The 20,823-nt window shown below is 63.0% G+C and carries 19 protein-coding genes; 9 read left to right on the top strand and 10 right to left on the bottom strand.

What is annotated here, in order from left to right:
• Positions 1-78: 78 nt before the first annotated feature.
• Genes xdhA through guaD form a run of 6 tightly spaced genes read left to right on the top strand, consistent with a single transcriptional unit; the run spans position 79 to position 7,052 of the window.
• On the top strand, positions 79-1,554 hold the full coding sequence (xdhA, locus tag E4656_RS14410) for a xanthine dehydrogenase small subunit (protein WP_135483998.1): 1,476 nt from the start codon (positions 79-81) through the stop codon (positions 1,552-1,554).
• On the top strand, positions 1,547-3,907 hold the full coding sequence (gene xdhB / locus E4656_RS14415) for a xanthine dehydrogenase molybdopterin binding subunit (RefSeq protein WP_135483999.1): 2,361 nt from the start codon (positions 1,547-1,549) through the stop codon (positions 3,905-3,907). The genes xdhA and xdhB overlap by 8 nt, the downstream gene beginning before the upstream one ends.
• Complete coding sequence (xdhC, locus tag E4656_RS14420) at positions 3,900-4,790, top strand: xanthine dehydrogenase accessory protein XdhC (protein ID WP_135484000.1); 891 nt, start codon at positions 3,900-3,902, stop codon at positions 4,788-4,790. The genes xdhB and xdhC overlap by 8 nt, the downstream gene beginning before the upstream one ends.
• Positions 4,787-5,326, top strand: coding sequence for a 2-oxo-4-hydroxy-4-carboxy-5-ureidoimidazoline decarboxylase (gene uraD / locus E4656_RS14425; RefSeq protein WP_135484001.1), 540 nt, complete (start codon positions 4,787-4,789; stop codon positions 5,324-5,326). Before xdhC ends, uraD begins: the two co-directional genes overlap by 4 nt.
• Positions 5,323-5,667, top strand: coding sequence for a hydroxyisourate hydrolase (gene uraH / locus E4656_RS14430; protein ID WP_135484002.1), 345 nt, complete (start codon positions 5,323-5,325; stop codon positions 5,665-5,667). Before uraD ends, uraH begins: the two co-directional genes overlap by 4 nt.
• On the top strand, positions 5,667-7,052 hold the full coding sequence (gene guaD, locus E4656_RS14435) for a guanine deaminase (protein ID WP_135484003.1): 1,386 nt from the start codon (positions 5,667-5,669) through the stop codon (positions 7,050-7,052). Before uraH ends, guaD begins: the two co-directional genes overlap by 1 nt.
• Here the strand turns inward: guaD and E4656_RS14440 are convergent.
• The gene (locus E4656_RS14440; protein WP_135484004.1) at positions 7,034-8,035 is read right to left on the bottom strand and encodes a 2-oxoglutarate and iron-dependent oxygenase domain-containing protein; all 1,002 of its coding nucleotides are present in this window, start codon (positions 8,033-8,035) and stop codon (positions 7,034-7,036) included. The two genes, guaD and E4656_RS14440, sit on opposite strands and share 19 nt — an antisense overlap.
• Positions 8,036-8,227: 192 nt before the next feature.
• On the opposite strand from E4656_RS14440, the gene E4656_RS20645 reads away from it, so the two are divergent.
• Both E4656_RS20645 and E4656_RS14445 read left to right on the top strand, forming a co-directional pair.
• A complete protein-coding gene (locus E4656_RS20645) occupies positions 8,228-8,353 on the top strand; it encodes a hypothetical protein (protein ID WP_276605981.1) in 126 nt (41 codons plus the stop codon).
• A 215-nt stretch (positions 8,354-8,568) separates the two neighbouring features.
• Positions 8,569-9,924, top strand: coding sequence for an amidohydrolase family protein (locus E4656_RS14445; protein WP_135484005.1), 1,356 nt, complete (start codon positions 8,569-8,571; stop codon positions 9,922-9,924).
• Positions 9,925-9,945: 21 nt separating this feature from the next.
• On the opposite strand, the gene E4656_RS14450 is transcribed toward E4656_RS14445, so the two are convergent.
• From E4656_RS14450 to E4656_RS14475, 6 genes are all read right to left on the bottom strand, one after another.
• A complete protein-coding gene (locus E4656_RS14450) occupies positions 9,946-10,635 on the bottom strand; it encodes a GntR family transcriptional regulator (protein WP_135484006.1) in 690 nt (229 codons plus the stop codon).
• Entirely contained in the window at positions 10,619-11,695 is a 1,077-nt protein-coding gene (locus E4656_RS14455) for an ABC transporter ATP-binding protein (RefSeq protein WP_205849218.1), read from the bottom strand. The genes E4656_RS14450 and E4656_RS14455 overlap by 17 nt, the downstream gene beginning before the upstream one ends.
• The gene (locus tag E4656_RS14460) at positions 11,692-12,735 is read right to left on the bottom strand and encodes an ABC transporter ATP-binding protein (RefSeq protein WP_135484007.1); all 1,044 of its coding nucleotides are present in this window, start codon (positions 12,733-12,735) and stop codon (positions 11,692-11,694) included. The genes E4656_RS14455 and E4656_RS14460 overlap by 4 nt, the downstream gene beginning before the upstream one ends.
• Positions 12,736-12,739: 4 nt before the next feature.
• Positions 12,740-13,657 carry an ABC transporter permease gene (locus tag E4656_RS14465; protein WP_135484008.1) on the bottom strand — a complete coding sequence of 306 codons (918 nt, stop codon included), beginning with the start codon at positions 13,655-13,657 and terminating at the stop codon, positions 12,740-12,742.
• A 2-nt stretch (positions 13,658-13,659) separates the two neighbouring features.
• On the bottom strand, positions 13,660-14,613 hold the full coding sequence (locus E4656_RS14470; protein WP_135484009.1) for an ABC transporter permease: 954 nt from the start codon (positions 14,611-14,613) through the stop codon (positions 13,660-13,662).
• Positions 14,614-14,682: 69 nt separating this feature from the next.
• Positions 14,683-16,341, bottom strand: a complete 1,659-nt coding sequence (locus tag E4656_RS14475) for an ABC transporter substrate-binding protein (RefSeq protein WP_135484046.1) — start codon at positions 16,339-16,341, stop codon at positions 14,683-14,685.
• 334 nt (positions 16,342-16,675) lie between these two features.
• Here E4656_RS14475 and E4656_RS14480 point away from each other — a divergent pair, with 334 nt between their 5' ends.
• Positions 16,676-17,407: an aspartate/glutamate racemase family protein gene (locus tag E4656_RS14480; protein ID WP_205849219.1), complete on the top strand. Its 732-nt coding sequence runs from the start codon at positions 16,676-16,678 to the stop codon at positions 17,405-17,407.
• Here E4656_RS14480 and puuE read toward each other — a convergent pair.
• From puuE to E4656_RS14495, 3 genes are read right to left on the bottom strand one after another with little or no spacing between them, the layout of a single operon-like run.
• Complete coding sequence (puuE, locus tag E4656_RS14485) at positions 17,374-18,318, bottom strand: allantoinase PuuE (protein WP_135484011.1); 945 nt, start codon at positions 18,316-18,318, stop codon at positions 17,374-17,376. The two genes, E4656_RS14480 and puuE, sit on opposite strands and share 34 nt — an antisense overlap.
• Positions 18,319-18,327: 9 nt before the next feature.
• A complete protein-coding gene (locus E4656_RS14490) occupies positions 18,328-19,560 on the bottom strand; it encodes an allantoate amidohydrolase (protein WP_135484012.1) in 1,233 nt (410 codons plus the stop codon).
• Positions 19,557-20,813 (bottom strand): pyridoxal-phosphate-dependent aminotransferase family protein, encoded by a 1,257-nt coding sequence (locus E4656_RS14495; protein WP_135484013.1) that lies wholly within the window; start codon positions 20,811-20,813, stop codon positions 19,557-19,559. The genes E4656_RS14490 and E4656_RS14495 overlap by 4 nt, the downstream gene beginning before the upstream one ends.
• Positions 20,814-20,823 lie beyond the last annotated feature (10 nt).

The following is a 20,823-nucleotide window of genomic DNA, read 5'->3' on the forward strand; positions in this document are numbered from 1 at the left end:
CAAAAAAGCAGAAGCAGGCTGATACAACCTGCTTCATATACAGGCGAAACGACAACGACAGCGGCTACGGAGCCTCCAGTGATCAGTTTCTATCTGAATGGACAGCCTTACCATCTGGACAATCTTGACCCAAACCTGAGCATCCTGAACTGGCTGCGCACCAATATGCGGCTGACCGGCACCAAGGAAGGCTGCGCGTCGGGCGACTGCGGGGCCTGCACCGTGGCCATCGGCAGCCCGCACCCTGATGGCACCCTGCACTACACCACGACCAACAGCTGCATCAGCCTGATCGGCAGTCTCCACGGCAAGCACCTGATTACCGTCGATGCTCTGCAGCAACAGCCGCCGCACCCCGTACAGAGTGCCATGATCGAAGAGCACGGGGCCCAGTGCGGCTTCTGCACGCCCGGCTTCATCATGTCGCTGTTTGCCCTGCATCAGAACCAGCAGGGGCAGCCCGCCAGCGAAAAGGACCTGCTGGAAACGCTGTCGGGCAACCTGTGTCGCTGTACGGGTTATCGCCCCATTCTGGATGCCGGCCGCAAGGCCATGGTGGAAACCTGGACCCCAGGCGCCGCTGACCCGAAAACCCAGGAGTCGGCCCACCCCCTGCAGGCACCGGACATGGCCGGGAAGCTCACGGCGCTGGCCAACCAGCCGGCGTCCATCGAAGCGGACTCAGGGGCCTGGTATCAGGTGCCGACAGACCTGAATGCGCTGCGCGACCTGCGCCGACAGTGGCCCGAGTCGCGCCTGATTGCCGGCAGCACCGACCTGGCACTGGACATCACGCAACAGCTGAAAACACTGCCGCAACTGATCAGTGTCGAGCGTATACCGGAGTTGCTGGCCATTGAGGACAGCGCAGACAGCCTGACCATTGGCGCCGCAGCCACCTATGAAAGCTTCCGCCCGGCCCTGTCCAGGCTGTGGCCGGCTTTCGACCCCATGCTGAGCCGTTTGGGCTCGCGCCAGATCCGCTACCGGGGCACGCTGGGTGGCAATATCGGCAATGCATCCCCCATTGCCGACATGCCGCCGCCACTGATAGCGCTGGGCGCCACCCTGTTGCTGGACGGCCCCGAAGGTGAGCGCTCACTGCCGCTGGAAGAGTTCTTCCTCGACTACAAGGTCACCGACCTGCAGCCGGGTGAATTCATTCGTTCGGTCAGCCTGCTGCGGCCCGGCCCAAATGAGCATCTGTTCATCTACAAGGTCTCCAAGCGGCTGGATGATGACATTTCTGCCGTGCTCGGCGCCTTCTGGCTCAGGCTCGAACAGGGTGCGGTCACCCGGTGTCGACTGGCCTGGGGTGGCATGGCGGCAACGCCTGTGCGCTCACCCGCGGCCGAACAGGCGCTGACCGGCAAGCCGTGGAATGAAGCCACAATCAAGACTGCCGGTGCTGCGCTGGCCGGTGACTTCAAACCCATGAGCGACGCCCGGGCATCCGCCGACTATCGCCGTCAGGTCGCCGCCAATCTGCTGCGTCGGGCCTGGCTGAGCACCCAGACACCGGCACAGCCCGTCACGGTGACCGACTATGCGTAGACTCCCCGTCAACTCCCCGGCCCCGAACCAGTCCGCCCGCCATCTGGCCGGCGCTTCGGTGGCGCATGACAGCGCCTGGAAACATGTCAGCGGCCAGGCTCGCTATATTGACGACATGCCAGAGCCCGAGGGCCTGCTGCATGCTGCGGTCGGCCACAGTGCACAGGCGCATGCCCGCATCCTGTCCATGGATTTGGAGGCGGTGCGCTCTGCCCCGGGTGTCGTGGCCGTGGTCACCGCCGACGATGTACCCGGTCACATCGACATAGGCCCGGTATTCCCCGGTGACTCGGTGCTCGCCAGTGGCCTGGTCGAACATGTCGGTCAGCCCATCTTTGCGGTCGCCGCCACCAGCCATGAAGCGGCGCGCAAGGCTGCACGGCTGGCCAGGGTCGAATACGAACCCCTGCCCGCCCGGATCACCATCGAGCAGGCGCTGGCCGCACAGCTGTTTGTGCGGCCGAGCAAGACGCACCTGCGCGGCGACCCGGATGCGGTGCTGGGCCAGTCCGAGTACCGACTGCAGGGCAGCCACCATATAGGCGGGCAGGAACACTTCTATCTGGAAGGCCAGGCCTGTCTGGTCGAGCCGACGGAAGACCAGGGGGCCTTTGTGCACACCTCCAGCCAGCATCCCAGTGAAGTGCAGAAGCTGGTGGCCGAGGTGCTGGGTCTGCCCATCCATGAAGTGCAGGCCGAGGTGCGCCGTATGGGCGGTGGCTTCGGTGGCAAGGAAACCCAGGCCGCCCCGCTGGCCTGCGTGGCGGCGCTGCTGGTGCGCGCCACCGGACGCCCGGTGAAATACCGCCTGGCCCGTGCCGATGACATGATTCAGACCGGCAAACGCCATGACTTCCTGAACCAGTGGGACGTCAGTTTCAACGCCGCTGGCGAGATCACGGCGGCGGACATCAGCGTGTCCGGGCGCTGCGGCCACTCACCGGACCTGTCCGATGCCATTGTCGACCGCGCCATGTTCCATGTCGACAATGCCTATTTTCTGCCGGCAGCCCGGGTGACCGGCCACCGGTGCAAGACGCACACGGTCTCGAACACGGCGTTTCGCGGCTTCGGTGGCCCCCAGGGCATGATGGTCAGCGAACAGGTGATGGAGGATATCGCGCGCCAGTTGGGCAAGGACCCGCTCGATATCCGCAAGGCCAACCTCTACCGGCCGGGTCGGGATACGACCCAGTATGGCCAGACCATCGAACAGCATATTCTGCCGGACCTGATCGAGCAGTTGGAGAAGACATCGGATTATCGCCAGCGCCGGCAGGCCATCCGCCGCTTCAATGCCGGCAGCCCGGTGCTGAAAAAGGGCCTGGCGCTGACGCCGGTCAAGTTCGGCATTTCCTTCACCGCCAAACACCTGAACCAGGCCGGTGCCCTGGTGCATATCTATACCGACGGCAGCATCCATGTGAATCATGGCGGTACCGAAATGGGCCAGGGGCTCTATATCAAGGTCGCCCAGGTGGTCGCTACCGCCTTTCAGGTGGACCTGTCTCGGGTCAAGGTGTCCGCCACGCGCACTGACAAGGTGCCCAACACCTCGCCGACGGCGGCCTCTTCCGGCTCCGATCTCAACGGTATGGCGGCCCTGGATGCCTGCGAGAAAATCCTCAGCGGGCTGGTCGCCTTTGGTGCCGAGCACTGGAAAGTCCCAGCAGAAGACATTCATTTCGCCGACAATCAGGTCCATCTGGGCGACACAGCGGTCGACTTTGCCGACTTTGTGCAGGCGGCCTACATGCACCGGGTGTCCCTGTCATCCTCCGGTTTTTATGCCACCCCACGCATTCATTTCGACCATGAGCGGGGTCAGGGGCATCCGTTTCTCTACTATGCCAACGGAGCGGCCTGCTCGGAAGTGATTGTGGATACACTGACCGGTGAATATCGGGTGCTGCGTACCGACATCCTGCATGATGTCGGACGCTCGCTGAATCCGGAAATCGACCGCGGACAGATCGAAGGCGGTTTCATTCAGGGCATGGGTTGGCTGACCATGGAAGAACTGGTCTATTCTGATCAGGGGCAACTGATGACGACGGGTCCGGCGACCTACAAGATTCCGGCCGTATCCGATACGCCGCCAGACTTCCGGGTCGACCTGCTGGCCGACAGCCCCAATCGCGAGGCCACGGTGTTCCACTCCAAGGCGGTGGGTGAACCGCCGCTGATGCTGGGGATTTCTGTCTGGTGTGCGCTGCGCGATGCCGCAGCCAGCATCACCGACTATCGCTACAGCCCGCCGCTGAATGCCCCGGCCACACCAGAGGAGGTTCTGCGGGCCGTCACTGCCAGCGAACTCTGGCTGGCCAGTGCAATGGAGGTGGCCGATGAATAGCCCGCAAACCTGGTATCAGGCCGTCGCCGCATGTGAACAGCGCGGTGAACCCTATGTGCTGGTTACGGTATTGGGCGTGACTGGCTCCGTGCCGCGCGAGCCGGCCAGCAAGATGGTGGTCACCGGCGACCAGGCCTGGGACACCATTGGCGGCGGCCATCTGGAATTCAAGATCATCGAGCAGGCCCGTCAGCAACTCAGCCAGCAACAGTATCGGGCCGAGGTGGCCCATTTTCCGCTGGGCGCCAGCCTGGGCCAGTGCTGTGGCGGCAGTGTGTCGGTGTTGCTGGAAGGCCAGCCCGGCAGTGCGCATCATCTGGTGGTTTTCGGCGCGGGCCATGTTGCGCGAGCCCTGATGACCATTGCCGGCGAGCTGCCCTGGCGCATTACCTGGGTGGATGAACGGGCTGAACAATTTCCCGAAAAGATACCGGCCAATGTGCACCGCCACCATACCGACGACCCGGTCGGCGATGCTCCGGCCCTGTGCGCTGATGCGCAGGTATTGATTCTGACCCACAACCACCAGCTCGACTATGAACTCTGCCGCACCCTGCTGCGCGCCGACCATACGGTCGGCATCGGCCTGATCGGCTCGGCCACCAAGGCGGAGCGCTTTCGCAAACGCCTGGCCCATCGTGGGCATTCGGAAGCCGCCATTGCGCATATCCGCTGCCCGGTGGGACGCAGCGATGTGCCGGGCAAGCGCCCCATGGAAGTGGCCGTATCCATTGTGGCTGAGCTGCTGGGGCTGATGACCACCGACGCACCAGCCAGGCCGCGACGTGGCCTGCCCTGGTCCGAACTGCGCGGCCTGCTGCAGGAGCCAACCACGTCCGCAACCAGCCCGACACCCCAGAGCGGAGACCAGGACCAGCGATGACTTCCCGACCCACGGATACCGACACCACAAAGGCATCGACGATACAGGCCCTGAACGCGCTGCCGGAGAGCGAACTGCGTACACAACTGCGCGCCTGCTGCGCCGCCAACACCTGGGTCGAAGGCATGCTTGCCGCCCGGCCCTATGCCGATCTGGCTGACCTGCACCGCCAGGCCGAGAACCTGTGGCCCAGCCTCAGCGAGGCCGACTGGCTGGAAGCCTTCGATGCGCACCCACAGATCGGGGACATCAACAGCCTGAAGGCAAAGTATGCCGACACCCAGGCCACGGCCGGGCATGAACAGGCCGGCGCCAGCGGCGCCAGTGACGACGTTCTGCAGCGTCTGAAGACACAGAACGAGGCTTATGTGGCCCGTTTCGGCTTCATCTTCATTGTCTGCGCCACCGGCAAGTCGGCCACCGAAATGCTGGAGCTGCTGGAAGCACGACTGCCCAACACCCGCGCGCAGGAAATCGACAATGCGGCCCGGGAGCAGGCACAAATCACCCATCTGCGACTGGAGAAACTGCTGTGAGCGAACGAAGCCCGATCACCACCCACATACTGGACCTGGGCACGGGCAACCCGGCGGCCGGGGTTGCCGTCAGCCTGACTCGGGTTGCCGACACCGGCGAGCAGCACATAGCCAAGGGTCAGACCGATGCCGACGGCCGCCTGAGCCAATGGTTCCAGGGCCCGCTGCAACCCGGCACCTACCGCATACAGTTTGCCACCGGCGACTGGTATCAGGCCCAGGGCAAGACGGCCTTCCACCCTCGGGTAACCATTGATTTTGCGGTCGTTGATACCGAGCGCCATTATCATGTGCCGCTGCTGGTCAATCAGTACGGCTACTCGACCTACCGAGGCAGTTGATGACGGCAGCTCACCAAGACCGGGTGTTTCCGGCGCGCTGTACTGCTCATCGCGGCCCGTTGCTGCACTGCCTGGCTGACCCGGGCATGGCCGCAGAACCGGAACCCGGCAGCACGCAATGGCTGGAAGACGGCATGCTGATCGTTGATGGCGCCCGCATCGTGGCCTGTGGTCCTGCGGCCAACCTGCTGCCCCGGCTGCATCCGGACACGCGCGTGCTGCACTGGCCCGAACGACTGCTGGTACCCGGTTTTATCGACACCCATGTGCATATGCCGCAGTTGGAAATCATGGCCAGCTATGGGTCGCAACTGCTGGACTGGCTGAACACCTACACCTTTCCCGCCGAAGCCCGCTTCGATGACCCGGACTGGGCGCTGGCCCAGGCCAACCTGTTCACCGATCTGCTGCTGGCCCATGGCACCACGTCAGCCCTGGTGTTCTGCACCACCCATGCGCAATCCGCTGCGGCGACTTTCCACGCCGCTGAACAGCGCGGTATGGCCGTCGCCGCCGGCAAGTGCATGATGGACCGCAACGCCCCCGAGGACCTGCTGGACACCGCGCAGAGCAGCTATGACGACAGCCTCGCGCTGCTGCAGCGCTGGCATGGCCGTGGGCGGTTGCGCTATGCGATCACGCCGCGCTTTGCCCCCACGTCCACCGCAGCGCAGCTGACCAAGGTCGCCCAACTGGCCGCCGAGCATCCGGATGTGCTGGTGCAGACGCACTGGGCCGAAAGCCGCAGCGAGATCGAGTGGGTGCGCAGCCTGTTCCCAGAGCGCGCCGACTATCTGGATGTCTACCAGCACCATGGGCTGCTGGGGCCAGGTACCGTGCTGGCTCATGGCGTCCATATCGATGACCATGACCGCGACCGGCTGGTGGAAACCGGCACCCGCATCGCCCACTGCCCCACATCCAATACCTTTCTGGGCAGTGGTCTGTTTGATCTGCAGGCCGCCAAACGATGCGGTGTGACTCTGGGTCTGGCCACGGATGTCGGCGGCGGCACCAGTCTGTCGATGCTGGCCACCATGGCCGAGGCCTACAAGGTGAGCCAGTTGCGCGGCCAGCCGCTGACGCCCTGGCAGGCGTTCTATCTGGCCACGCTCGGCAATGCCGAGGTATTGCACCAGCAACAGGACACCGGCAGCCTGACCGTCGGCAAGATGGCCGATTTTGTGGTGCTGGACCCTGCCAGCAGCCCCATACTCAGATTGAAACAGCAGCGCGCCCAGAGCATCGACGAGCAGCTGTTCAACCTGATGATGCTGGGTGATGACCGGGCCGTGGCTGCGACCTATGTGGCCGGTCAGTGCCGCTATCGCAGGCCCGACACCGGCTCCGGGCCAGGACCCAGTGGCTACTTCATGGCCGCATAGTTGGCCTGGATACGCTGCTGCAGAAAATCCGCTGCCGTAATGGGCGGATACTTGCCTCCCGGCCCCTGAATGGACACCGTCTTGTTGGCCTGGCAGAAGAACGCCATGCTGTAGCGGGAGCCAGCGTACTCGCCCGGCTTGGGCATGCGCACCCGGTGCAGCGTCGACTTGAGCTGATCATCACTCCAGCGCGTCAGCATGTCGCCGATGTTGCAGGTAATCAGGCCGTCTTCCGGGATGACGCTGGCCCATTCACGCTCGGCACCGGCAGGCGCTTTGCCTGGGCTGACCTGCAGGCCACCCTGGCCGGTACGCTGAAAGACCATGGTCAGGCAGTCAAAGTCGGTATGGGCACTGGCGCGCCAGAGACCATCGTTGTAGTCCTTGTCCTCCGGCAGCGGCAAATAATGCAGCAGTCGCAACGTACTCTGGTAGTCCGGTTGGGCGCGGTCATGAGCCTGCGCAAAGAAGTCACGCGGGAACCCCAGTCGCTCGGCAAAACAGGACAGTACATCCATACCCAGACGCCAGGCGCGATATTCGAAATCCAGAATCTGGCGCTGAAACTCGGGCACCTGCGCCTGGTTTGGCCACAACCCGGCCATGTGCGGCAGTGTGATCTGGTAGGACTCTTTCTGATCCACCGTGCCGGTGGAGGGCCGCACCTGGGACATGAACTCCCAGCCCGCATTCAGACCCTTCTGCAACGGAAACCGGGCCTTTTCCTCTTCCGCCAGCGCAAAAAAGGCTTCTGCCTGCGCAAAGGCTTCTCTGATCACGGCAGTATCAATGCCGTGGTGGGTCAACTGGAAAAAGCCGACTTCGGTCGCGGCCTGCCAGAGCTGCTCGGTGATGGCGGCCCGCCGGGCTTCAAAGTCGGAGCAGTCGATCAGCGGTATGGGCTTGTCCACTTCGCGCCCCATGGCGCCAAAGGTGGTTTCCGCCCGCAGTTCTTCCAGTTCGTATTCAGGTACCTGTGTCATGATTCGGTCCTCTGTGACAGTCATTGAGCGCCTGCCCTGCCCTGACAACCTTCAGTACCCGCAGGCCATAGCCACAGCCTCCGGGCGCTGCCCACAGGATGGCAGGCCGGATAGACGGCTGAGCAATGACCCGGAGCGCGGGCATGCCACGCTCCTGACTGCTTCTACATCAGCACCACGCCGGATACCGGCATGTTTTCACCCATTGCAGAAGCAGACTTTGTGCCAGCCTGTGGCGAAACCGGCCCGGGTCAGGCGCCCCGCCTGGTTCCGGTCCATGCGGTCAGGCTGATTCGGGCCCGCGTGCCTCACGACTGAACCATGGCGGTGCCAACAACCCTGACAATGCACTGATAGAGGTCATATGCAGGGCTTCAGCATGGTTTCCGCTGCCCGCAACAAACATGAACAACTGGTCAGGAATAGCCATCGAGCGGCTCGCACTCGCAGTCCACGGGGGCGCCTGTTGTGGAAGGATAATTGCATCGGTCAGGTTAATTGAAACGGCGTATGGAAACACAGGAGCCATCACATTGAACTATCTGATCAAGGGCGCACGCGCCGTTTTCAGCGGGCAGAACCCCGACGCTACCGATATTCGGCTGTCCAATGGCCGCATCACTGAGCTGGGCCGGGGCCTGACCGCCAGCACTGACAAGAATGAAACGCTCATCAACGCCAGCGGCTGCGTGATCTGGCCGGGGCTGGTGAACACACACCACCATCTTGCGCAGTCGATCATGAAGGGCGTGCCAGCCGGCCTCAATGCCGGGCTCGGGGACTGGCTGAGCGCCGTCCCCTACCGCTTCTGGCCCCGACTGACGCCGGAACTGATGTACCATGCTGCCCGTCTGGGCCTGTTCGAACTGCTGCGCTCCGGCACCACCACCTGTGCCGACCACCACTATCTGTATCACAGCACCACCAGCCCCGAGCTGGAAGACGCCGTCTGGCAGGCCGCCGATGAACTGGGCATACGCCTGGTCCTGTGTCGCGGCAGTGCCACGGTACAGGGCAGCCACCGGGGCATGATTGATCACGGCATCCAGCCGGAGAGCCTGGAGCAGGTGCTCCAGCGCATGGAGCGCACGCACAGTCAGCAGCACCAGCCCGGGCCGGACGCCATGAAGAAGCTGGTGGTGGCACCCACCAGCCTGATTCATTCCAGTACCGCCGAAGACCTGCAACTGGTGGCCACCTGGGCCCGGGAGCGCGGCCTGAAGCTGCATTCTCACCTGCTGGAAGTGGCCTTCGACGAGATGCAGGCGCAGGCGCGCCACGGGCTCAGTGCGATCGACTACGCCGAGTCCTGCGGCTGGCTGGGTGAAGATGTCTGGTTTGCCCATCTGGTGCACAGTGACCGCCGGGCTATCGAGGCACTGGCCCGCACCGGCACCGGCATCGCCCACTGCCCGACCTCCAACTGCCGGCTGGGCAGCGGCGTGGCACCGGTCACCGAGATGGCCGCCGCCGGGGTACCGATTTCGCTGGCCGTCGATGGCTCGGCCTCGGCCGAGTCCGGCTCCATGTTGCAGGAACTGAACCTGACCTGGCTGCTGCACCGGGCCCTGCACGGCCCCGAGGCCACGACACTGGATCAGGTGCTGCACTGGGGCAGCTGCGGCGGGGCCGAGATACTTGGGCTGACCGACACCGGGGCGCTGGAAACCGGGCTGTGTGCCGACCTGGTGCTGTTCGATATTGACCAGGCACGCTTTGCCGGTGTGCACGAGCCGGTGCTGGCGCCGCTGATGTGCGGTGAGCCGGCCACAGTCAAATACAGCTTTGTGGCCGGGCGACCTGTGGTCAGCAACGGACAAGTGGCGGGGCTGGACAGCGAGGAACTGACACGCAATGTACAGCAGGCAGTCGCCAGCCTGCTGTCATGATGGTCAGGAAAACACCGGGGGTCAGTTCATCAGTTCGGCAAAGACAGCCTCGATATTGAAGTCATCGGAGTCGGTTTCACTGGTGCGCAGCGAGTTCTCGACATGCTGCAGATGGGCCAGCAACAGATCACGGGCACGCTCCGGATCTCCGGCTTCTATGGCCAGCACAATTTCGAGATGCTCGTCATCCTTGCAGGCTGACGCATTGGGAGAGTCATACAGATAGATGATCAGGCTGGACAGGGCGGCCAGCCGACGCACGATATCAAAGTAGATGCTGTTGCCGGACAATTCGGCCAGCAACAGATGGAAGTCGCCTGTCAACTGGGTCAGCAACTGATGGTCGCCGGCCTGGCGCGCCTGCGCCTCACGTTCCAGGTGCTGCTTCAGCTTGAACAGCTCGGTATTGCCCCGCGTATCCGCCAGCTCGGTGACCACGGCCGATTCAACAGCTCGGCGGGCGGCGAATACCTCTGCGGTATCGCGCGCCGTGGGTTCGGTGACATAGGCCCCGCGGTTGACCCGCAGCGTGATGATGCGATCCTGCGACAGGCGCAGAAACACTTCGCGCAAGCGGGTACGGCTGACCCCGAACACCTTCGACAGGCGCTCCTCGGACAGCTTCGTACCCGGTGGCAGCTTGCGCCGCACAATCGCCTCCAGCACCAGATCGTAGATGCTCTGATTGTCCAGGTTACTGGTTCGACTCATGGGCTCGGGGGTCCTCCTTCAGTCCGGGCCGATAACAGCTTACCATCCGCAGTTGCGAACTGTCCGCACCCGGCTCCGCCGGTGCAACAGCGCTGGGCCTCGGGATGCTCTGGCGACATTCGGGCCCCGCCTTGTAGCAGCGTGGCGCGAATGCACAGGCTTCCAGACGTCGGGTCAGGCGCGGCGGAGCGCCGGGGATGGCCGTCAGTCTGGCTGCCCGGTCCATGCCCGGGTGCACGGTCGCTGCCAGCAGCCCCTGTGTATAAGGATGCTGTGGCGTACTCAGGACCTCGTTGACCGGGCCTTCCTCGATGATGCGTCCGGCGTACATCACTGCCACCCGGTCAGCCACCTCTATCGCCACACCGACATCATGGGTGACGATGATCATACTCATACCCAGTTCGGTTTGCAGCTCTCGCAACAGCTTGAGCACCTGGATCTGTACCGTGGCATCCAGCGCTGTGGTCGGCTCGTCGGCCAGCAGCAGATCGGGCTGGCAGGACAGTGCCAGCGCAATCATGGCGCGCTGTCGCATGCCGCCGCTCATTTCATGCGGGTAGGCATCCAGACGACTGGCAGCAGAGGGAATACGCACCATCTCCAGCATTTCCAATGCCCGCGCCCGGGCCCTGGCCCGCGCGCAGCCGGTATGTCGGCGCACCGTTTCGGTAATCTGCTGGCCAATGGTAAAGACCGGATCAAAGGCCAACATGGGCTCCTGAAATATCATGGCGACGCGCTTGCCGCGCAGGGCGGACAGGCGGCGCTGAGACATAGCCACCACATCGTCGCCGGTGATCTCGATCTGGCCGCTGAGGGTGGTCTTGTGGGGCGGATGCAGCCGCATCAGCGATTTCAGGGTCACACTCTTTCCACAGCCTGATTCGCCCAGCAGTGCCAGGGTTTCGCCGGTATTCAGGGCGAAATTGACGTCGGACACGGCATACACCGGCCCATCCTCCGATTTGAATGTCACGCTGAGATCGGCCACCCGCAGCACGGAGGACATGGCTTCGACGCTGTCGGCGGCTGCGCTCTGACTGTTCGACGCGGTCATGCCACAGCCTCCTCTGGCAAGGTACTGGTCAGCGGGATCATGGTCAGATGCCGGCTGTGGCCGGACTGCGGCGCCACCATGTGACAGGCGCTCTCCTGCTCCGGTCTTACCCGCACCGGTACCGGCTCCCGCTCCGCGCAAATTGGTTCGGCAAAGGGGCAACGGGGATGAAAGCGACACCCGGCGGGCGGATCTATCGGGTTGGGCGGATCACCCTCAAGCACCGTATGGGCCTTGCGACTGTTCGGTGTCTGGGCCGGCACCGCATCCAGCAGCGCCCGCGTGTAGGGATGCGCCGGCTGTTCATAGATCTGCGCCACCGGGCCGAACTCGACTACCTGCCCCAGATACATCACCACCACATGGTCACTGATGTACTGCACCACGTTCAGGTCATGCGATATGAACAGATAGGTCAGCTCAAAATCCCGTTTGAGATCCGAGAGCAGGTTCAGCACCTGTGCCTGCACGGATTTGTCGAGGGCCGACACTGCTTCGTCCAGCACCATGATCTCCGGCTTCATGGCCAGAGCACGCGCAATATTGACGCGCTGACGCTGGCCGCCCGACAGTTCATGCGGGTAGCGACGAATGAAGCTGTCCGGGTTCAGGCCCACCTGATCCAGCAGATCGCGCGCCAGTTGCCGTGACTCCGAGCGTGACTGGCCCTGTATGCGCGGCCCGAAGGCAATGCTGTCCTCTATGGTCAGGCGCGGGTTGAGTGAGGCGTAGGAGTCCTGAAACACCATCTGCATGCGTTGCCGCAATTCCGACACCGGCTTCAGACCACCCACATTGCCGTACTCTCGGCCGTGCAGACGTATGCGGCCCGCATCCGGCTCGATCAGGTGCATCAGCAGACGCGCCGTGGTGGACTTGCCGCATCCGGATTCACCCACCACACCCAGCGTCTGCCCGCGGGCGACATGAAAGCTGACCCCGTCGACAGCCCGGACCACCCGGTCCGGCTTGCCCAGCAGGGTTTTCCTGGTGACAAAATGTTTTTTCAGATCCAGCACTTCCAGCGCAGGTGGCAGCATGGGGTCACCTCTTGATATCCATGGCGCTGCGGAGCCCGTCCGACAGCAGATTGAAGCACAGCGAAGTCAGAAAGATCATGGCGCCGGGCAATACCGACACCCAGGGCTGTACATAAAGAGACTGGCGCAGAGTATTGAGCATCAGGCCCCACTCTGCCGCGGGCGGCCTGACCCCGAGCCCCAGAAAGCTGAGGCCGGCGGCCAGAATCATGCACACCGACACCAGGCTGGTGGCATAGATGAACACCGGACCCAGCACATTGCCCAGGATGTGCACTCTGATGATGGTCAGTGCACCGGCCCCGGAGGCGCGCGCGGCTTCGACAAAATCCAGATGCCGCACCGCTGTCGTGACCCCCTCCGCGACCCGGGCAATGGGCGGAATGAAGACCAATGTCAGCGACACCATGGCGTTGACAAAACCAGCACCCAGGGCGCCGGAGATGGCAATGGCCAGCAGCACGGCCGGAAAGGCAAAGAAGACATCCGTGGTGCGCATGATCAGGCTGTTGGCCCAGCCACCGACAAAGCCGGCGGTCACACCCATGGCGGTGCCGATAAAGAATGCGATCAGCACCGGCATGATGCCCATCACCAGGCTGTAGCGGCCGCCGTACATCAACCGGGTCAGCATGTCCCGCCCCTGGCCATCGGTACCCAGCCAGTGGCCCGGGGTGCCGATACCTGCCAGCCGGTTGAGCATCGATCCCTGTGACGGGTTGTACGGTGTCAGCCAGGGCGCCAGCACGGCCAGCAGGATCAATGTCAACAGCACCAGCGCACAGGCCATCGATACCGGGTCGCGCAGCAGGCGGTGCAATACCGTCGCCCAGTAGCCGCGAGAACGCGCAATGTCCCTGGCCTGTTCGGCATATTCCTCGACTCGGGACTGCAGCCCCTGAGGGCCCAAACTCTGGTCCATGATCATCCTCTCCGAATACGGGGGTCGGCAAAGCTTTGCAGCAGGTCGACCAGCAGGTTGAGGCCGACAAAGAACATGGCCAGCACCAGAATCACCCCCTGCAGTAATGGAATGTCACGCTGGAAGATGGCGGTATTGAGCAGATAGCCGGTACCCGGCCAGGAGAACACGGTCTCCACCAGAATGGAGCCTCCCAGCAGGTAGCCGAACTGCAGTCCCATGACCGCCATGATGGTCGGCGCGGCGTTCTTGCCGACATGGAGGGCGATACGGGCGCTGCCCATGCCCTTGGCCCGCAGTGCCATGACAAATTCCGAATGCAGAATTTCAGCAACAGCGGCGCGCACCGTGCGCGTCACAATACCCATGGGTATGAATGACATGGTAACGGCCGGCAGCACCAGATAGCGCAGGCTGTCCCAGTTCCAGCCCCAGTTGGCGGACCCACCCGAGGCCGCCCCCATGGAAGGCAGCCAGTCCAGATAGACCGAAAACACCACCACCAGCAACAGGCCCAGCCAGTAGTGCGGAATCGACACCCCGGTAATGGCAATGGCCGTAGCCACGCGGTCGATCGGGCCACCGATATGCACAGCGGCCACCACACCCAGCAGGATGCCGATGCCGAAACCCAGCACGGCCGCCGCGCTGGCCAACAACAGCGTATTGCCCAGGGCGCGCTGAATATCGATCAGCACCGGTCGACCCGTGGCTACCGAAACGCCGAGGTCACCCTGCACAGCACGCCCCAACCAGGAGCCGAACTGCACCACCAGGGGGCGATCCATGCCATAGGCCCGGGTTATGGCGGCAACGACTTCCTGCGGCGCATCCGGGGGTATGACCGCAGTCAGCGGGTCGCCCGGTGCCAGATGCACCAGCGAGAAACACACCGCCGCGACGGCCAGTGCAATGGGAATGACGTACAGCAGGCGTCTGAACACAAATGACAGCATGGGGCGCTCCTTGCGGACCACAAGGGACCCCGGTTCCAGTCGAACCGGGGTCGGGTCCTGTTACCGAGGTCAGTCAGCCATATGGACCGGGGTCAGGTCCTGGAACCAGCTCTGAGCCTGCACAAAACCTGCCACTCCAGGCGCCATCGCGCGCGGGCCTGTGTCGTGACCCACGAAGAGGTAGGGTGCGTCCTCCACAATGGCTTCATGCAGCTGCCGATAAACGCTCAGGTTCTCCTCCGCATCGAAGGTTTCCCGCAGGTCAGCAATCAGCGCATCCACTTCCGAGTTGCTGTAGTAGCCCCAGTTCAGTGAATTGGGCGGCGCACTGTTGGTGTCCAGGAAGCGGATGATGGCCGCAAACGGATCATGGGTGGCGAAGGTGATATTGGTCGCATGGGCACCCCGTGATCCGGAATGCTCGGCACCCTGTCGCCAGTTGTCGAACAGGCTTTCCCAGACCAGCACTTCGAACTCCACCTCGATACCCACCTGACTCAGTTGCTGCTGGATCAGTTCGTTCATTTCCTGCGGCTGCATCTGGCCGGAACCGGAGGTGGAGATCAGAATGGTGGCCTCGACCGGGTTGTCAGGGCCGAAACCCGACTCGGCGAGCAATGCCATCGCCTGCTCGGGATCATATTCGATGGTGAAATCCGGGTTGCCGAAGGCCGGGTCTCCGGGCAGCAGCAGGCCCTGTGCCGGTACCATGTTGCCTGCCAGCAGAACCTGAATTTCTTCCCGGTTTACCGCCAGGTTGGCCGCATGGCGAACATTGCGATCCAGCCAGGGCGAGTCTTCCAGAAAGCTGAACTGCCAGGGCCACAGATGCGGATAGCCGTTGCTGGTGATCTGGAAGCCGCGACTTTCCAGCATGGGCAGGGTGTCGGCCGGCGGGTTTTCGATCCAGTCCACCTGGCCGGACAACAGCGCGTTGGCGCGTGTGGTCGCTTCCGGGATGGGCACCAGCACTATGCGCTCGGCCTGTGCCATCCGGCTTTCATCCCAGTAATTCGCATTGGGCACCAGCACCGCCTGTTCTCGCGGCTCCAGGCTGCTCAGCCTGAAAGGACCGGTGCCGGACGGATCCTGTTCGAAGGCCCCCCAGTCACGACCCAGCGCTTCCCAGTGCGCCGGGCTGGAGAAGAACATGAACGGCAACTGATTGATCAGCATGCTGTCCGGTGTTTTGGTAGTGATCTCGACGGTGTACTCGTCAACCTTGCGAATGCTCTCGTAGGCGGGCAGGCGAGCGACGACCTGAGCGGCCTGGCGGGCATCGAACTGAGGTGACGCCTCATCAAATACCTTATCGAAGTTGAACACCACGGCATCGGCGTTGAAAGGTGACCCATCGTGAAACTCGACACCTTGGCGCAGATTGAAGGTCCAGACCCTGGGGTCTTCTTCACTGACGCTCCAGGACTCGGCCAGTTGCGGTACCAGAGGTGCTGGCTGGTCGGCCTGCGAAAGGTCCCAACTGACCAGAGCATCATAGAGTGTCATGCCGGTGAAGCGGACACCTTCGAAGCCCGAGTTGGGCGCCCCGGATGTCAGCGGAATATCGGATGCCGTCATGCCGATGCGGATGGTACCGCCATTGGCGGTGGCCGCCAGCGGCATCATCAGTATCAACAGACCGGCAGCGACCAGCCTGAGAAACGGTGGCGTACGTACAGAATCGGATTCTGCAACAGCAGCCCCCGAATGGTGGGATGAGCTACGCATCATTGTTCTCCTTGCGTTGTGGTGAGGGACGGACAGGGTCAAACAGCAACCGAGCCTTGACAGCAAGTAGCACCATTTATGCCAACAATATTTAATTAAATTGTATTCAATACCTTAGCGTCAATTCTTCACATAAAATGCGAATCCATACTCCGAGAGTCGGACAAAAAGGATCATAGCGTGACAATGGAGCACAATGCTGGCGCATTTTTGATCAAAATTGCGCCATTTTCGTGCACTGCATATTCAAGATAGACAAAAATTCAGGATGACAATTCATACAATATTGTTCACTATTGTATTCAATTATTTATCTTTATTGCTCAGGTGTGCCGTGAAAATCAACATCATCAATCCCAATACTTCTGCCAACATGACTCGGCAAATCAAGCAGGCGGCACAGCAATGGGCCCAGACCACCACCGATATTCGCTGTGTTTCACCCGACGCCGGCACGCCTTCGGTGGAAACCTGCCAGGATGAGGCCATTGCTGCCATTGGCGTCATGGAACAGATTCGGGCGGGAGATCATGCGGGTGCAGATGCCCATATTGTGGCCTGTTTCGGTGACCCCGGGCTGGATGCCGCGCGTGAGCTGGCCTCGGTACCGGTACTGGGCATTGCACAGGCGGCCTTCCAGACCGCGCAGATGCTGGCCAGCCGCTTTGCCGTCATCACGACCGTACCCAAGGCCACCACCTTCACCCGGCATCTGCTGCGCAAATATGGTGCCGATGCACAGTGTGCGGGTGTCTGGGCGGTAAATATGCCGGTACTGGCGCTGGAGGAGGATACTGAACACACCTTTCAGACCCTGCGCACTCAGGCCCTGATCTGTATCGACAAGGAGGACGTGGACGCTGTGGTACTGGGCTGTGCCGGCATGACCGATCTGGCCGACCGGCTGGCGCAGGACCTGGGTATACCGGTCATCGATGGAGTCAGTGTGGCTGTCGGCATGGCAGAAATGCTGGTGCAGCGCCGCCTGCGCACCAGCACGCGAGGCATTTACGCACCCGTCGCGCCCAAGCCCTACTCGGGCTGGTCTGCGCCGCTGGCCGGATGATGCTGTTGCCAGTGGCGGGCAATATCAATGCGGCGGGTGACCCAGACGCGGTCCTGCTGTTCGATATGATCGAGAAACCGCTGTAACGCCCTGAACCGGCCGGGTCGACCGATCAGGCGACAATGCATACCAATGGACAGCATTCTGGGGCGTTCCGCCCCTTCGGCATAGAGCACATCAAAGGCATCGGTCAGATAGCGCAGAAACTGGTCACCGCTGTTGAACCCCTGCGGTGATGCAAACCGCATGTCGTTGGTATCCAGTGTATAAGGCACCACCAGATGTTGCCGCGTGCGGTTCTGACTGTCGGTGACCGGAAGCCACAATGGCAGGTCATCGCCATAGTAGTCCGAGTCGTACAGACACTGGCTTTCCTCCACCACCAGGCGGCGTGTGTTGGGGCTGTCCCGGCCGGTATACCAGCCCAGCGGGGGTTCTCCGGTCAGGCGTTCCATCAGGGCCAGCGCCTCGCGCATATGGGCCCGCTCTTCGGCTTCCGGCATGTCCTGATAGTGAATCCAGCGCAGCCCGTGGCAGGCGATTTCGTGCTGGTAATGCTGGAACGCGGCCACTGCCTCGGGGTTGCGCTGCAGCGCCATGGCCACCCCGAACACGGTCAGCGGCAACTGGCGGCGTTCGAACTCGCGCAATATGCGCCACAGCCCGGCACGGGACCCGTACTCGTACATGGACTCCATGCTCATGTGGCGGTCCGGGTAGGCACTGGCGCCCACTATCTCGGACAGGAAGGTCTCGGAGTGGCTGTCACCGTGCAGCACACAGTTCTCGGCCCCTTCCTCGTAATTCAGTACGAACTGGACGGCAATCCGCGCTCGCCCGGGCCAGTTGGCTTCGGGCTCATGGCCGGCATAGCCGATCAGGTCACGCGGGTAGGTCGGGGTATAGGCCATGGCAACCTCTCACAGTCCTGCGCGCAACAGCGCCTTTATCACGTTCACGGCCGCCGTCACATCATCAGCAGTCACGCTTTCAGCCGGGTTGTGGCTGATACCGCCGGCACAGCGCAGAAACAACATGCCCACCGGCAGGATCTCGGCCATGGCCATGGCATCATGCCCGGCACCGCTGGGCAGCCGGAAGTCGGGCTGCCCGGCCTGTGTCAGCAGACGGGCCAGGCGGTCCTGCAGACCGGCATCGCAGGGCACTGCCCCGGCCTGATGCAGCGCTTCCTGCGTCAGTTCGAGACCGCGCCGCTGCAGCATGGGCGCCACTTCGGCCAGCCAGTCCGCCAGCACCTGATCACGCCGCCGGTCATCCTCACTGCGGATATCCAGCGACAGGACCACCCGCCCGGGGATCACATTGACGGCCCCCGGCTGCACATCCAGTTGCCCGAAGGTGGCCACGACGCCCTGGTCTCGGGCTCGCTGTTCCATGGCTACCATGATTTCGGCGGCACCTATCAGGGCATCCCGGCGCAATGTCATGGGCACGGTACCGGCATGACCGGCCTGGCCGGTGATCGTCAGCCGCAGACGCCGCGCACCATTGATGGAGGTGACCACCCCCATGGGCAGCCCCTGATCTTCCAGCACGGGCCCCTGCTCGATATGAAATTCTATGTAGGCAGCCAGGTCGGCCGGATCACGCGCCGCTTCGTGCATGCGCTCCGGGTCCAGCCCAAAGGCCACCAGTGCCTCGCCCAGCGAGACTCCTTCGGCATCACGGATATCGTGCCATGCCGGGTCCCAGCGCCCGGTGACGGCGCGGCTGCCCAGCAGTGTGGTGCCAAAGCGGGTGCCTTCTTCATCCGCAAAACCGACTATCTCGACCGGCACGGCGGGCTGTTCGCCGGCTGCATGCAGCTCCTGCAACGCCATCAGGGGCACCAGCACGCCCAGCATGCCATCGTAGCGGCCGGCGTCACGCACGGTATCCAGATGCGAACCCATGACCAGCGCCGGGCCGGGCTGCCGACCCTCGCAACGACCCCAGAGGTTGCCGGCGGCATCCTCCCAGGTCGCCATGTCCAGTTGGCGCATCCAGGCCGCGACCTGATCATTGGCCGCCCGATGCTCGGCACTGAGATAGGTGCGACACAGGTAGTCCGGGCTGTCACTGCAACGGGCCAGTTGATCGGCCCAGTCCAGTACACGCTGGCCCGATGTCAGATCGGAATGCTCAATGCTCATTGTACTGCGCCCTCCTCTGCCCGTTGATAAATCGCGTATGCCGCATCCACACCGCCGCCCTGAGGGCAGGCGTGGCCCTGGCGACGCAATACCTGCTCCAGCGCCGCCAGCGTCATCAGCACACAGTCCTGGCGGGCGTTGTAGCCCATGGTACCGATGCGCCAGATCTTGCCTTTCAGCGGGCCGAAGGAACTGCCGATTTCGATGCCCCAGTCCTGCAGCAGCGCCGCCCGCACGGCTTCACCGTCGAGGGCCTCGGGAATACGGACGCCGACAATGTTGTTCATGCGTGTGGACTGGTCGCCATAGAGCGCCAGCCCCAGGCCTTCAACGCCGGCGGCCATGGCATTGCCATGCAGCCGGTGGCGGCTGACTGCGGCGGCCAGGCCTTCCTCGACCGCAATACGCCCGGCTTCATAGGCCGCATACAGCATGGTGCTGGCTTCGGTGTGGTGGTTGAGTCGACGCTCACCCCAGTAGTCCATGATCATCGGCAGGTCGAAATAGTTCGAGCCGATGCGCGGGCCCGCTTGCGGCTGGTCCTGTGTATCGCGGATGCCGGCCTCGACATGGCGCCGCCTGTTGACCCGCTCGACAAAAGCCGGGCTGAGTGTGATCGGCGCCACCCCGGGCGGCCCGGCCAGGCATTTCTGCAGGCCACAGGTTACGGCGTCAAGCTGCCACTCGCCGGTGGGCAGCGTATTGCCCACAATGGATGCGGTCGCATCACACACCAGCAGGGCGTCATGCTGGTGGCAGAGGTCACCCCAGCCGGCCAGCGGCTGCAGCATGGTGGTCGAGGTGTCACCCTGCACCGTGGCCACCAGACTCGGGCGTACGGTTTTCAGGGCGGTTTCGAGTTGTTCCAGGGTGCAGACCTGCCCCCAGGGGATATCGATCGTATGCACCTCGGCGCCGGCGCGCTCGGCAATTTCGGTCAGCAGATGACCGAAACGCCCCATCACCGGCACCAGTACCCGCTCCCCGGGCTCAATGGCCGAGATCACTACGGCCTCGATACCGGCACGGGCAGTACCGTCAATCAGCAGGGTCTGCGCATAGTCACACTCGAACACGGCCCGATAGACGGCCATGGTCTGGTTCATGTAGCGGGTCATCACCGGATCGAACTGGCCCACCAGGGGCGCTGCCATGGCCCGGTGAATGCGCGGGTCGGCGTTGATCGGGCCCGGCCCCATCAGCAGGCGGGCCGGCGGGTCCAGCGGCGGAAACGAGTGCGACGATGACGACATGCAGTTCAAT

It is taken from the genome of Natronospirillum operosum (assembly GCF_004768465.1).
Lineage (GTDB): Bacteria > Pseudomonadota > Gammaproteobacteria > Pseudomonadales > Natronospirillaceae > Natronospirillum > Natronospirillum operosum.

Coding starts and splice junctions, on each gene's coding strand:
- xdhB (WP_135483999.1), top strand. CDS start 1,547: ATGCGTAGACTCCCCGTCAACTCCCCGGCCCCGAACCAGTCCGCCCGC.
- xdhC (WP_135484000.1), top strand. CDS start 3,900: ATGAATAGCCCGCAAACCTGGTATCAGGCCGTCGCCGCATGTGAACAG.
- uraD (WP_135484001.1), top strand. CDS start 4,787: ATGACTTCCCGACCCACGGATACCGACACCACAAAGGCATCGACGATA.
- guaD (WP_135484003.1), top strand. CDS start 5,667: ATGACGGCAGCTCACCAAGACCGGGTGTTTCCGGCGCGCTGTACTGCT.
- E4656_RS14440 (WP_135484004.1), bottom strand. CDS start 8,035: ATGACACAGGTACCTGAATACGAACTGGAAGAACTGCGGGCGGAAACC.
- E4656_RS20645 (WP_276605981.1), top strand. CDS start 8,228: ATGTTTTCACCCATTGCAGAAGCAGACTTTGTGCCAGCCTGTGGCGAA.
- E4656_RS14450 (WP_135484006.1), bottom strand. CDS start 10,635: ATGAGTCGAACCAGTAACCTGGACAATCAGAGCATCTACGATCTGGTG.
- E4656_RS14455 (WP_205849218.1), bottom strand. CDS start 11,695: ATGACCGCGTCGAACAGTCAGAGCGCAGCCGCCGACAGCGTCGAAGCC.
- E4656_RS14460 (WP_135484007.1), bottom strand. CDS start 12,735: ATGCTGCCACCTGCGCTGGAAGTGCTGGATCTGAAAAAACATTTTGTC.
- E4656_RS14465 (WP_135484008.1), bottom strand. CDS start 13,657: ATGGACCAGAGTTTGGGCCCTCAGGGGCTGCAGTCCCGAGTCGAGGAA.
- E4656_RS14470 (WP_135484009.1), bottom strand. CDS start 14,613: ATGCTGTCATTTGTGTTCAGACGCCTGCTGTACGTCATTCCCATTGCA.
- E4656_RS14475 (WP_135484046.1), bottom strand. CDS start 16,341: ATGCGTAGCTCATCCCACCATTCGGGGGCTGCTGTTGCAGAATCCGAT.
- puuE (WP_135484011.1), bottom strand. CDS start 18,318: ATGGCCTATACCCCGACCTACCCGCGTGACCTGATCGGCTATGCCGGC.
- E4656_RS14490 (WP_135484012.1), bottom strand. CDS start 19,560: ATGAGCATTGAGCATTCCGATCTGACATCGGGCCAGCGTGTACTGGAC.
- E4656_RS14495 (WP_135484013.1), bottom strand. CDS start 20,813: ATGTCGTCATCGTCGCACTCGTTTCCGCCGCTGGACCCGCCGGCCCGC.